Source organism: Chloroflexota bacterium, assembly GCA_020850535.1.
Classification (GTDB): Bacteria; Chloroflexota; UBA6077; order UBA6077; family JACCZL01; genus JADZEM01.
The window spans coordinates 1-12,525 of the sequence record JADZEM010000135.1 but is presented as its reverse complement, the minus strand read 5'-3'; the positions used below and the strand labels follow the sequence as shown (position 1 = coordinate 12,525).

General features: G+C 70.3%; 11 protein-coding genes and 1 pseudogene. 10 read left to right on the top strand and 2 right to left on the bottom strand.

Annotation, left to right across the window (positions count from 1 at the left end):
• Window positions 1-129 precede the first annotated feature (129 nt).
• From IT306_19675 to IT306_19635, 9 genes and pseudogenes are all read left to right on the top strand, one after another.
• The gene (locus tag IT306_19675) at window positions 130-522 is read left to right on the top strand and encodes a response regulator (protein MCC7370649.1); all 393 of its coding nucleotides are present in this window, start codon (window positions 130-132) and stop codon (window positions 520-522) included.
• Window positions 523-694: 172 nt separating this feature from the next.
• The gene (locus IT306_19670; protein ID MCC7370648.1) at window positions 695-964 is read left to right on the top strand and encodes a hypothetical protein; all 270 of its coding nucleotides are present in this window, start codon (window positions 695-697) and stop codon (window positions 962-964) included.
• Between the two features lie 176 nt (window positions 965-1,140).
• Window positions 1,141-1,515 (top strand): response regulator, encoded by a 375-nt coding sequence (locus IT306_19665; GenBank protein ID MCC7370647.1) that lies wholly within the window; start codon window positions 1,141-1,143, stop codon window positions 1,513-1,515.
• Window positions 1,516-1,708: 193 nt separating this feature from the next.
• Complete coding sequence (locus IT306_19660; GenBank protein MCC7370646.1) at window positions 1,709-3,895, top strand: serine/threonine protein kinase; 2,187 nt, start codon at window positions 1,709-1,711, stop codon at window positions 3,893-3,895.
• A 95-nt stretch (window positions 3,896-3,990) separates the two neighbouring features.
• Entirely contained in the window at window positions 3,991-6,684 is a 2,694-nt protein-coding gene (locus IT306_19655; protein MCC7370645.1) for a protein phosphatase 2C domain-containing protein, read from the top strand.
• Between the two features lie 24 nt (window positions 6,685-6,708).
• Window positions 6,709-7,332, top strand: a complete 624-nt coding sequence (locus tag IT306_19650; protein ID MCC7370644.1) for a hypothetical protein — start codon at window positions 6,709-6,711, stop codon at window positions 7,330-7,332.
• 310 nt (window positions 7,333-7,642) lie between these two features.
• On the top strand, window positions 7,643-8,644 hold the full coding sequence (locus tag IT306_19645) for a potassium channel protein (GenBank protein MCC7370643.1): 1,002 nt from the start codon (window positions 7,643-7,645) through the stop codon (window positions 8,642-8,644).
• A 123-nt stretch (window positions 8,645-8,767) separates the two neighbouring features.
• A complete protein-coding gene (locus tag IT306_19640) occupies window positions 8,768-9,811 on the top strand; it encodes an alpha/beta fold hydrolase (GenBank protein MCC7370642.1) in 1,044 nt (347 codons plus the stop codon).
• Window positions 9,812-9,869: 58 nt separating this feature from the next.
• Window positions 9,870-9,950: pseudogene (locus IT306_19635) on the top strand (GntR family transcriptional regulator).
• A gap of 459 nt (window positions 9,951-10,409) precedes the next feature.
• On the opposite strand, the gene IT306_19630 reads toward IT306_19635, so the two are convergent.
• A complete protein-coding gene (locus IT306_19630) occupies window positions 10,410-10,703 on the bottom strand; it encodes a hypothetical protein (GenBank protein ID MCC7370641.1) in 294 nt (97 codons plus the stop codon).
• A gap of 15 nt (window positions 10,704-10,718) precedes the next feature.
• Here IT306_19630 and IT306_19625 point away from each other — a divergent pair, with 15 nt between their 5' ends.
• Entirely contained in the window at window positions 10,719-11,354 is a 636-nt protein-coding gene (locus IT306_19625; GenBank protein ID MCC7370640.1) for a S8 family serine peptidase, read from the top strand.
• 134 nt (window positions 11,355-11,488) lie between these two features.
• Here IT306_19625 and IT306_19620 read toward each other — a convergent pair whose 3' ends face one another.
• Window positions 11,489-12,307, bottom strand: a complete 819-nt coding sequence (locus IT306_19620) for a hydratase (GenBank protein MCC7370639.1) — start codon at window positions 12,305-12,307, stop codon at window positions 11,489-11,491.
• Between the last annotated feature and the right edge of the window lie 218 nt (window positions 12,308-12,525).

The following is a 12,525-nucleotide window of genomic DNA, read 5'->3' as shown; positions in this document are numbered from 1 at the left end:
TCTCTCGGAACAGGACCGCGCCGCAAATCGGCAGCCCTTATGCATAAACCGTGCCGGATGTGGACGTCTCGGTGAGACATGCCTTCGGCACGGTTTATGCGAGAGGAGTGAGCCCGTGAGGAGCCGCTGATGCCTACTATCCTCCTGGTGGATGACGTCCCACAGATTCGAGACGTCGTAGAAGCGTTCCTGAGTGACGAGGGGTACGACGTCCGGACGTGCGCGTCAGCCGAAGACGCCCTGGCCCACCTGGGCCAGTCCGTGCCAGACGTGATGATTCTGGACGGACGGTTGCCGGGCATGTCCGGCTGGCAGTGCCTCGAGAAGCTGCGCGCCAGTGAGCGAACCGCCCGCCTGCCGGTGCTGATGCTGACCGCCGCGCCCAAAGACGGGCAGGCGTACCTCTCCGCCTCCGGCGACGGCTGCACGGGCTGTCTCGTGAAACCATTCGACCTCGACATCCTGCTTGAGTCAATCGAGCGCGTCATCGAAGGCTGTCAGCCAGCGCCCCTGTCCGCCTGAGGTTCTCCAAGACGCGCGCGTCATGCCCGCGCATTGCGTCTTGTGTGCGTCCAGACCACCCGGAGTCACTGACCCCGTGACCTTCTTCCCGCCGCCGGGACACCCATGACCGAGCGTACCGGCCCCCTCGCCTCGGTCAGGCCTGTGCGCCGTATCGAGCCGGACCAGGACGGTGGCGATGACCGGCTGCGCCCGGCGCTCGCTGCTGCCGACCGAGGGTGACCCGCGCATGCTTCGGCTGGTCCTCGCCAATCTGCTGTCGAACGCGATCGAGTTCGGCCGGACCCGCGCGCCGGCCGTCATCGCGGTGGGCTGGCGTCTCGAAAGCGCTGAGGTGGCCTACTTCGTGCAGGACAACGGTATTGGCTTCGAGATGAGCACGGAAGCCGTTCGCCAACTGGGACTCTCTTGGGCACTCTTGAATCAACCGGCGCGTCTGTGACGTGCGCGGCGAACGTCTCCGCCCTACGTCTCCCGATCGTGGAAGATCGGCCGTACGATGCCGAGTTGCTGTTGCGCGAGCTGAAGCGGGCGCACCATCCGGCAGCCAGCGGCACGCAGCGGACGCCGGGCAGCGGGCTGCGAACGACGATCCCCAGCGGGGGCCGGGGGTGACGGATGGGTAGCGCCGGACGGGTACTGGTGGTCGAGGATGAGGAATCCATCGCCCAGTTCGTGACGGACGTCCTGCGCGACGAGGGGTACGAGGTCCGTCGGGCGCTGCACGGGCGGGATGCGCTCGACGTGCTGGAAGACTGGACGCCGGACCTGATCGTGCTGGATCTGATGATGCCGGTGATGGACGGGCGCGCGTTCCGCACGGCTCAGCGGGCGCTCGAAGGCGGCTGGGACCGCATCCCGGTGGTGGTGCTGTCCGGGGCGCGCGAGGCCCGGGCCATCGCCGACGAGCTGGATGTGGCGGCGACGCTCACGAAGCCGTTCGACATCGAGGATCTGCTGGCAACCATCGCGAGGCTGCTGCAGCGCGCCTGACGGCGGATTTCTCCTTGCCGGCAGGCCGAGCGTGCGCGTGCCCCCGGGCACGGACGGTTGTCATGGACAGGTAGTGTCACTCGTCAGCACCGTCTGGCCCCCGTTCGGCGCACAGTGATGGTGGAAGCGTGCCTGCCCGCATGCCCTGCTGCTGAGGCGTCGGGCATCACCGTCTCTCGAAAGGAGGCGCAGGGTGATCGGCACGGTGATCGGCCATTACAAGGTCCTCAAGCTCCTGGGGCAGGGCGGAATGGCCTCGGTCTTCCTGGCCGAGCAGCTTGGACTGCGGCGTCAGGTTGCCCTCAAGCTGCTGCACCCGGCCCTCGCGCAGGACGACATAATCGTGCAACGCTTCTTGCGCGAGGCGCGCATCGCCGCGAACCTCCGGCACGATCACATCGTCACCATCTACGACGTGGGGCAGGCTGAAGGCTCCCACTACATCGCGATGCGCTACATCGAGGGGGAGAGCCTCTCCCAACTGCTGCACCGCGAGGGTCCGCTCGATCCGCGGCGTGCCCTGTCGATGTTGGAGCAGATCGCCGGCGCGCTCGACTTCGCCCACGAACACGGCGTGCTGCACCGGGACATCAAACCGGCCAACATCATGGTGGAGCCGGGCGACGTGCTCACGCTGACCGACTTCGGCATCGCCCGGGCCGGCGGCCAGAGCAACCTGACCTCGGCGCGGATGGTCATCGGCACGCCGCAGTACATGTCGCCGGAGCAGGCGCGGGGCGGCAGCGTGGACAAGCGCTCCGACCTCTACGCCCTCGGCGTGATGCTCCACGAGATGCTGAGCGGCCGGCCGCCGTTCAGCGCCGACACGACGCCCTCGCTCTTGTTCATGCACGTCCACGAGCCTCCGCCCCCGCTCGACACGGTCCGGCCGGGGTTGCCGCGTGCCCTCAACGGTGTGGTGGCCCGCGCGATGGCGAAGGATCCCGCCGCCCGCTACCAGACGGCGCGTGCGCTGGTGGACGCCACGCGCGATGCGTTGACCGGCACGTCGCCGGCCGGCCATGAGGCGGCAGCAGGCGCAGGCGCAGGCGAGACGAGCCTCTACGAGCCGACGGTCGCCACGCCAGCGCCACCGCCCCGCCAGACGCCGTCTCCGAATCAAGCGCCGGCCCCGGCCTGGGGGACGCCAGCAGCGGCAGCCTCGCCCGTCTCGGCGTGGCCGCCGGTGGCCGGGCCGCTGCCGCAGGGCTACCAGCAGCCGACGAGCTACCAACCCGAGAGCTGCCAGCCCCCGGGCTATCCGCCGTCGCTGCCCGCGTACCAGCCGCGGGCCGTCGTGACGGCAACGCCGCCCCCGGTCCAGGCCGGCCCGCCGAGTACCGCGCCGGCCTACACCCCGGCCCCAGCCCCCTCCCCACTGCCGGCCCAGGCTGCCAGCTACCCTGGCAGCATCCCGACGGGGCCGGTCATGCTGTACGGCGCGGACGTGATGACGCCGACCGGCTTCCCCGTGGACGGCCGGCGCGCGCCGCTCGTCAACTCCTGGCTGGTGGCGTTTGCGCTGGTCATCGTGCTGATCGTGGTGCTGTTCGGCGGGCTGCTGGTGCTGCATCAGGTGGGCCTGCTCGAACGGATGGTTGGCCCGGGGACGCCCGTCGCGGTGAGCACGGTGGGCACGACGATGGCGACGCCCGCGCCGGCCGTGGAAGAGCAGACAACCCCTGTCCCAGCCACGCCGTCTGCGTCGCAGACTGTCGCCGCACCGGCTGCCGCCCCCACGTCCCCACCCACTGCTGTACCCACACCCCTGCCGGCCGCCGTGCCCACCCCGACCTCGATCCCGCCCGGCGACCGCGTCGTGCAGGCCCAGCAGGCGGCTGAAGGCGGCGACCTGACCGGCGCGATCTCCCGCCTGGAGACGATGCTCGGGGATCCCGAGGTGCAGGTTGATGGCGCGGTGATGGACGACATCCACGAGACGCTTCGCAAGCTCTACGTGGCGCACGGAAGCCGGTTGCTGGAGGCCGGCCGCCTCGACGAGAGCGCCGCCCGCTTCGAGCAGGCGTTGCGGCTCGCGCCGAACGACGGCGACGCCCTGAGCGGCCAGCAGCAGGTGACGCTGGCCCGCCACTACGCCCGGATGGAGGCCGCCTGGGGCCGCGACGACGAGGCGGCCATCGCCGCGCTCGAAGCGATCATGCAGGTGGACGCCGGCTTCCGCGACACCCGCGAGAAACTGTACGCGCTGCTGATCGCGAAAGCTGACCGGCTCATCGCGGCCGGCGACCGCAACGGCGCGTTCCCGGTGCTGACCCGCGCCCAGAACGTGATCCCCGGGCGGCCAGAGGCGCGGCAGCGGCTGGCGTCCTACACGCCGACGCCGGCCCCCCGCCCGACGACCATCGGGAGGCCGGTATGAGCCATGACGGCGTGCCGCGCAGCGGAGGGGGCTGGCGGGTGAGGGCCCTCCGATAGCACTTCTGCTCGTGCGGCTTGGCGATTGGTGGTACGCAGATGTTCGCCCTGACAACCTTCCAGGCACGCGGCGCAATCGTCTCCGATCCTGGCCGGCTGCGCCCCGTCAACGAGGACTGGTGCGGCTCGCTCGATCCCGACGAGGCCGGCGAGGCCGCCGGACATCCTTCCGTCTGGATCGTGGCGGACGGCCTCAGCCAGCATGGGACCGGCCGCGACGCCGCCCGGCTGGCCGTCGAGACGTTCCTGCGGGCCGGCTGGGACCACTCGGGGCAGGACTACGGCGCGACGCTTCAGACGGCGGCCCAGCAGGCCAACCAGCGGCTCTGGGAGCTTGGGCAGCAGGCGCGGCCCGCCGAGAAGCGGTGGGCCACGACCGTCGTGGCGGCGGTGCTGCGCGATGGTGAGACCTGGATCCTCGCGGCCGGCGACTGCCGAGCGTACCTGCTGCGGGCGGGCACGATCCGCCAGATCACCCGGGACCACACCCTCGCCGCCGAGGAGGTCCGGCTCGGGCGGCTGCGCCCCGACGAGGCCGAGCACCATCCCGGCCGCCACACGCTGCTGCGCTGCCTGGGGAACCGGCCGACCGTCCAGCCAGACCTCTTCCACGAGCGGCTGATGGCTGGCGACCGGCTGCTGCTCTGCTCGGACGGGCTGTTCCGGCACGTCGCGGACGCCGAGCTGCTGCGGATCGGCAGCCAGGGCGACCCGCGGATGACAGCGCACCGTCTCCTGGAGCTGGCAAACCAGCGCGGCGGCACCGACAACATCACCGTCGGGATCGTGGAGATCGCGGCGCTCCCGGAACATGAGGGACGCGAGTGGGGCACCGGGCAGGCCACCACGATGGCGCCTCCGCTGTCCAGCACGTCGCCCCCGTTGCCACCGGCGTCGCCCTGGCCGATTGACTCGTCTGCCCACCCGGCTTCCAACCTGTCTACCGGCCCGTCCGGCCGTCCGTCAGCGGCGGGCCTGGGCGGCGCGATGCCGGCGACGAGGGGCCACGCAGCCTCGGGCATGCATCCTGAGCCGCCGGTCAGCCGGCTGGCCGTGCTCTCGACGGCGGCGCGGTGGATCGGCTCGCACCCCGGCCTCGCCGAGACGCTGGACGCCATCCTGGCCGGCGCGCTCGCGGTGGCCGAGGCGCGGCGGGCCGCCATCCTGCTCGCGGACGAGCCGGCCGCCCGCCCGGTCTTCGCGGCCGGACGCGGGCTGACGGCCGCCGACCTGGCTGCCGACCTGGACGCACGCCCCGATGCCGACCACAGCACTCCCGCGCGGCTGGTCGAGCAGGTGCTCCAGAGCGGCCAGCCGATCCTGGCCGGCGACGCCGTCGTGGCCGATCCCGGGCTGGGGGTCCAGGTCTCGGCCAACGGGCACGGTCACGGCCATCACGCCGGTCATGGCTCGGGTCACGATCTGGGTCAGGGTGCGGCGCTGTGTGTGCCGCTGGTCGCTGGCGAGCGCTGCATCGGGGCGCTCTACGCCGACGCCCCGAGCGTGGGCACGGCGTTCACGCTGGTGGATCTCGACCTGCTGACGACGTTCGCCAGCCTCAGCGCGGCGGCTATCGACAGCGCCCAGCTGCGGGCGCGCTACGAGCAGCAGGTCCGCCAGATCGGCTCGCTGCAGACGGCCCAGGACCGCATCCTCAGGAGTGTCAGCAGCGGGATCATCGCAGTTGACCGCGAGGGCGTCATCACCAGTTGCAACCGCGCCGCCGCCGAGATGCTGCTGGTGGATCCATCCGCCGTGGTCGGGACGCCGCTCGGCAGCATCTTGCCACCGCGCTTCATGCTGGCCCTCGGCGCGCCGTTCGCCGGCTCCGGCGACGATCCCGGCGTGACGATCCAGGGCTTCGACATGGTGGGCGAGCTGCGCGGGCGCGGCTACGTCCACTTCGAACACCGCCTCTCGCCGCTCAAGGACGACGCCGGCGGGACGGTCGGCTACGTGCTGGCGCTCGAAGACCGGACCTTCCTGGCGCGGCTCGAACGGGAGCGGCGCGAGGCCGGCGCCGAGCGCGAGCGGATCATGCGGATCTTCGGCGGGATGATGTCGCCAGACGTGCTGCAGGAAGTCCTGCGGATCGGCGGGGAAGGCTCCGGGTTCGGGGGCGACCGCCGCACGCTGACGATCATGTTCGCGGACATTCGCGGCTTCACGGGCCTGTCTGAGCGGTTGCCGCCCGAGGACGTGGTCGAGATCCTGAACGGCTACCTCGGGGCGGCCACCGACGTGATCCTGGAGCACAAGGGCAGCATCGACAAGTACATCGGCGACGCCGTCATGGCGCTGTTCGGCGCGCCCGCGCCGCTGGAGAACCACGCCCTCCAGGCCGTCAGGGCGGCCCTGGCGATGCAGAAGCGGTTTGCCGAGCGGCCCGCCCCAGAAGGGCATCGGGCGTCGTTCGGCATCGGCATCAACACTGGATCGGGTATCGTCGGGATGATCGGGTCGCCCGACGTCAAGAGCTACACGGCCATCGGGGACGTGGTGAACGTCGCCGCGCGGCTGGAGGGCGAGGCGCGGGCCGGCGAGGTGCTCATCACCGACGACACCTACCAGCTGGTGCACGACGACGTGGAGGTCGAAGGCCTCGGCTCGATCTACGTCAAAGGCCGGGTGACGCCCGTGGCCGTCTACAAGGTGCTGCGGGTCCGGGAGGCGGCGGAGCGAGCGCCCGCGGGCAGCCCCGCAGGCAGACATGGCGAGCGCGGCCGGCTGTAGAAGCGTGCGCGGAGAGAACGGATCATGACCATGAACGGGAAACGACAGGTTGCGTACCGACTGCTGCTGGTCTGCCTGATGGCGGTTGCCGGCGCCCTGTGGCCGAGGACGGCGGAGATGCAGGGGGGCTGTCCGCCGCTGGCCCGGAGCGGCCCGATCGTCGTCAACGTGCCGCGCGTCCAGCCGGCGCTCGGCTCGGCCACGGCCGGCGACCTGATCGTGCCGCCAGGGGTGACCTGCTCGCTGGAGAACGCCCAGCACTTCGGGAACATCGAGGTGAAGCCCGGCGGCACGCTGCAACTGATGGGCACGACAGTGGCGGGGAACGTCAAGTCCGAGGGCGGCCAGGCCATCACGATTGACGGCTCGCGGCTGATGGGCGAGCTGCTGGCCGAAGGCGGCGGCCCCGTCGCGGTGCGGACGAGCGACGTGGCCGGCTCGCTGACCGTCGTCGGGACGGCCGGCGGCGTGACCGTCAACAAGACGACGATAGGCGGGGCGCTGCTGCTGACGAGCAACGGCGACGGGATCGAGATCACCGAGAACACGATTGGCGGCGAGCTGCGCTGCGGCGACAATCCGGGAACGCTGACGGTGCAGGGGAACAGCGTGACCGGGGATGTGGACCCGGCCTGCGGCGCAAGCTGAAGGTTGACCGGTCTCCAGGATGGCTGGGGGAGGCAGACCTCGAACACCCGATGCTCGACGACAACGCCACAGGTGAAGGCTTCCGTCATCCTGAGCGGAACGACCCATTCGACAGGCGCAGGGCAGGGCTTGCGACTTCCTACCCCGTCATCCCGAGCGGAACGAGCTTGCGAGTGGAGTCGAGGGATCTTCCCCCACGCCACGAGAGGAGAAGATCCCTCCACTCCGCTCGTTCCTCGCCGCGGTCGGGGTGACATCTCTTTACGGTCAGTGTGGTCCCGGCGAGGGCGGCTGCAATCTGGGGTGACTGATGACACTCCAACAGCGCGTAGGGCAGGTCTGGCTGCTGCTGATGGTCGTCGGCGTCGTCGGCACACTCGGCTACGTCGTCATCGAAGGGTGGAGCCTCTTCGACGGTCTCTACATGACCGTCATCACCCTGGCGACCATCGGCTACGGCGAGGTCTACCCGTTGTCGATGGCCGGCCGGGCGTTCACGATGGTGCTGATCGTGGCCGGCGTGGGCGTGGTCGCCTACGGCTTCAGCACCATGACGGCGCTCTGGGTCGAGGGCACCGTCTCTGATGTCTGGGAGCGCCGACGTATGGAACGGCAGATCTGCGCCCTCAAGAACCATGTCATCGTCTGCGGCGGCGGCCAGACCGGGCGGCACATCGCGGAGGAGCTGACGAAGGCCGAGATGCCGTTCGTCGTGATCGAGCTGGACGACGGCCGGCTGCAAACGCTCCGCAAGCGCGATCCGACCATCCTGACCATCGCCGGCGACGCGACCGATGTCGAGGTGCTCAAGCACGCCGGCGTCGAGCAGGCGTTCGGGCTGGCCGCCTGCATGCCGGCCGACAAAGACAACCTGTTCACGCTGCTGACGGCGCGCGATCTGAACCCGAACATGCGGATCGTGACGCGGGTCATCGCCGACGACGCCAACGCGCGCCTGCAGAAGGTCGGTGCGGACGCCGTCGTCTCGACCTCGCGGATCGGGGCGCTGCGGATCGCCTCGGAGATGCTGCGGCCCCACGTCGTCAGCGTCCTGGACGCGATGCTCCGCGAGCCAAGCCCGATCCGGGTGCAGGAGGTGCGAGTCGGCGTGGGCGGGGCCGGCAAGACGCTCGGCGCACTCGACATGCAGGCCCGCACCGGCACCATCGTGTTCGCGATGCGGGCGGCCGGCGACCGTCACCACATCTTCAACCCGCCGCCGGACCGCGTGCTGGTGGAGGACGACATCCTGATCCTCTGCGCGGACCCGGTCCAGGTGGAGCATGCGCGGCAGGTGGCGGAGAGCGGCTGAGGCTGCCGCGCGTCCGTGTCCTCCGGCGTGTCCGTGCGTAGCCTGTGACGCCGGCTGCTGTACGATGTGCTGCTGGCGTGGCATGCTGTGACAGCCAGCGTCGGCGTGTGGAGGGAAAGCGATATGCAGCTCGCGCTCTCCAGCGCGGCAGCCCGCCGGGCGGGCAACTGGGCCTGGAACGCCGCCTTCGTGGCCGGCGCCGCGACCGTCGGCGGCGCAGCCGGCCTCTCCTGGCTCAGCCGCTGGAAGGTGCGCGGCCTCCAACCTCACCCGGACCCCGCCACTGACTACGCCGGCGCCCTCGAACGCATGCTGCGGATGGAGTTCCTGGACGACGGCTCGATCAGCCCGGTCTGCCGCACGCGCGGGCTCCTGCACGGCCGGCGCACCGAGCACGCCGTCATCCTGGTGCACGGCCTGACAAACTGTCCGCAGCAGTGGGCACCGTTCGCCGAGCTGCTCTACGCGCGCGGCTGCAACGTCTTGCTGCCGCGCATGCCACGCCACGGCCTGGCGGATCGCATGACCACCGAGCCGAAACGCCTGCGCGCCGAGGAGCTGCGCGACTTCGCGGACCGGGTGGTGGACATCGCCGCCGGCCTGGGCGAGCGCGTGACGTTCGTGGGCCTCTCGGCTGGCGGGATCGTCGGAGCGTGGGTCTCGCAGCACCGGCCAGAGGTGACCAAATCGGTGCTGATCGCGCCGTCACTCGGGTTCGGACAGTACGGCGAGTGGCTGCAACTGGTCTTCATGAACCTGATGCTGCACCTGCCAGACGTCGAGACCCACCACTTCCGCCGCACCGAGCGGGCCATGCCGTACGCCTACGTCGGCTGGTCAACACGCGCGCTCGGGGAGGTGCTGCGGCTCGGCGTCGCGACGGCCCGCGACGCCGTGCGGCAGCGGCCGGCGACGCAGCACCTGATGGTGGTGACGAACGCCAACGACATGGCCGTCAGCAATCAACTGACGCGGCAGCTCGTCTCGATCTGGCAGTCGCGCGGGCTGCGGCGCGTCGAGTACTACGAGTTCGACAAGGCGCAGCAGCTCGAACACGACCTGATCGACCCGAACAACCCGAAGCAGCGCGTCGATCTGGTCTACCCGATCCTGCTGGACCTGATCACCCGCGAAGACCAGGCGAAGCCGCTGCTGATCCTGCCGTGACGCTCCTGGCACGCGACGCCTATCCATCGAATCGAGCGACGGTCAGTGTGGCGTGCGCTCGCTCCGTCGCGCCTGCGCCGAGCTTCAGGATCTCGGTATCCTGGTGGGGCAGGCCGGCCGTGGCGTCTTCGTGGCCGATCTCGCCAACGGCGTCCCCGAGGTCCCCGGCGAGCGCCGCACCATCATCCACGGGCTGCTCAGCCGCCCCATCTCCCACGCGCTCAGCCTCGGCTTCAGCCAGCAGGAGATCACCGCGACGGCCAGGTAGCTGGTGATCGGGCGCAGCCGAGACGGACGCCCGCCGCACATCGCCCGACGAGGTCAGCAGCCAGGCGCCCTTGAGGCACGAGCATCCCCGCCTTGTCATCCCGACCCCATTCGGCACGCTCAGGGCAAGCTACGCGAGGCACGACCACCACGATGGGGAAGGATCCCTCGACTGCGTTCGCAAGCTCACGTCGCTCGGGATGACGGGGTGAAAGGTCGCAAGCCCCGCCCCGAGCCTGCCGAGGCGGTCACTTCGCTCGGGATGACGGGAGTGAGCACGCTCACTTCGCTCGGGCGACGGACCGGGGCTGGCTGAGGGCCTCCGGGGGGGTTACTCGCCCTCGATCTCCGAGGCCTCGACGCTGCCATCCGCCAGCAGACGGCCTTCCACCTCGACACGCGCTCCGAGGGCGACGCGTGCATCCTTCTGATCGATCTCCGTCAGATCGGTGACGCGGACGATGCGCCCGCCGACCTGCCACTCGCCGAGCAGGCCGTCCGCCGGCATCGCCTCGACAAACCCCTTGAACTCGTGCTCCTTGTCGGCCGCGAACGCCTGCTGGAGCTGCTGCGCCCCCAGCCCGCCGAGCGCGCCCATCGAGAGCACCAGCGCGACGGCCGCCACCGCCAGCATCCGCCCATGCCGCAGCCAGGCCGGGGCGGCCGACGCCGGCGCGACGGTCTGCGGAGGAACGATGGTCGGCATGTGGGCCTCGGGCGGCGGGAAGCCGTGGCGGACCTGGACCGTCGCCAGGATGTCGCCGGAGCGGGCCACCAGCGAGCGGTTCGGCTCCTCGGCAACCACCTTCCAGCCGCCGACGGCCAGGGACGTGCGCATCCCCGCCAGCCCCTCGCGCGCGGCATCAGGCGTCAGATACGGGATCACCGTGCGCTCGCCATCCGTCTTCCGAACCACCAGATAAGGCATCGCGTCCTCCTTATGTGCCGGCGAGACGACCGCATCGTGTCTGGCGCCGCGTGCTGCGAATCCCAGGGTGTCACTGACAAGGATAGCCGGTTCCTCAGATCAGGATGTGGGTTTCTGGCGCGCGGTGTCAGCACATCCGCGTGGGCGATTGGCTCGGGCGCCTCGTACGCGACGCCGCTGGTGGCTGGTGAGGCCGCGCTGATCCGCGGCGTCCGTCGCGACGCCAGCCCGGCCCAGGTGCAGGCGATCATCCAGAGCACGGCGGACAACGTGTCGTCGGCGAACGGCGGCTCGAACGTCAAGCGGGTCAACGGGTTCAACGCGGTGAAGTCGGCGGCCGGCCTGTGATGCTGGGGCAGGCGGTGAGGGCCTTGGGGTGAGCGCAGCATGCGTGGGCCTCGCGTGAATCTTCATCAGCCCCGCCGAGGCTGCCCGCCGACCCGCTGCGCGCGACACCCTCCTACGCTGCGCGCGACACCCTCCTACGTGGTGAAGGTCACCGTCAGCGGCGTCACGCCGAGGCCGTCGAACGAGGTGCTCCAGGTCTCTCCCGGCTGGACCGGCATCGCGGCCGTCAGCGTGCCGGTGGTCACGATCTCGCCAGCCTGGACCGGCTCGAACTGTGGCTGATCTCGCAGGACCGTCAGCAGGTGCTTGAGCGCCAGCAGCGGCGAGTCCAGCACGTTGAAGCCTCCCCCCGCCGCCACGGCCTCGCCGTTCTTCGAGAGGGTGATCCTGAACGTCCGCAGCGCCTGCACCAGCGCGTCGGGATCGCCGAGATCCGCGATGCGGTGCCGCGGCCCGTAGATCAGCGCGCCGTGCAGCCCGAACGCCGCTGCCGTGTCAGCCGCCTTGAACTTCCAGTCTGGAAAGTGGCTCTGCACCAGCTCGATGCTGTGGGCGACCCAGTCGATGCTCGCCAGCAGCTCGCGCTCCGACGCGTCGGCGGACGGTGCGCTCCTGAAGTGGAACAGGATCTCCGGCTCGATGCGCGGCTGGGCCAGGCGGCCGATCCGCTGGGTGCACGGCCCGGCCCCGACCTCGCGGACGGTCGAGTCGTACATGTGCGCCCACATCGGGGTGTAGACGCCGTACTCCGGCCAGATCGTCCGGTTGGTGAACCCGATCTTGCGGCCAACGGGGCGCTCGCCGCGCGCCACCCGCCGCCGGAACAGCTCGGCGTTGACCTCGTAGGCCTGGGCGTTGTCGAAGGCGGGATCGCGGTCGGTGAAGGGCGTCTGAATCAGCACGTTGCGGTCGAGCGCGTCGAGCAGCTCGGTGGCCAGGGCATCGGTGCTCATGGGAACTCCGAGGTCGTGGATCGTGGATCGTGGATCGTGGATCGTGGATCGTGGAAGCATACCGGCTGACGCGCGCCGCTGCGATGGAGTAAAAAACGCAACTCCCCATGTCATCCTGAGCGCAGCGAAGGATCTCACCCGCTGACCGTCACGGTTGGGAGATCCTTCACGTCGCTCGCAAGCTCGCTCGTTCAGGATGACAGACGCTTTGCTGACCG

Coding starts and splice junctions, on each gene's coding strand:
- IT306_19675 (MCC7370649.1), top strand. CDS start 130: ATGCCTACTATCCTCCTGGTGGATGACGTCCCACAGATTCGAGACGTC.
- IT306_19665 (MCC7370647.1), top strand. CDS start 1,141: ATGGGTAGCGCCGGACGGGTACTGGTGGTCGAGGATGAGGAATCCATC.
- IT306_19655 (MCC7370645.1), top strand. CDS start 3,991: ATGTTCGCCCTGACAACCTTCCAGGCACGCGGCGCAATCGTCTCCGAT.
- IT306_19650 (MCC7370644.1), top strand. CDS start 6,709: ATGACCATGAACGGGAAACGACAGGTTGCGTACCGACTGCTGCTGGTC.
- IT306_19645 (MCC7370643.1), top strand. CDS start 7,643: ATGACACTCCAACAGCGCGTAGGGCAGGTCTGGCTGCTGCTGATGGTC.
- IT306_19640 (MCC7370642.1), top strand. CDS start 8,768: ATGCAGCTCGCGCTCTCCAGCGCGGCAGCCCGCCGGGCGGGCAACTGG.
- IT306_19625 (MCC7370640.1), top strand. CDS start 10,719: ATGCCGCAGCCAGGCCGGGGCGGCCGACGCCGGCGCGACGGTCTGCGG.
- IT306_19620 (MCC7370639.1), bottom strand. CDS start 12,307: ATGAGCACCGATGCCCTGGCCACCGAGCTGCTCGACGCGCTCGACCGC.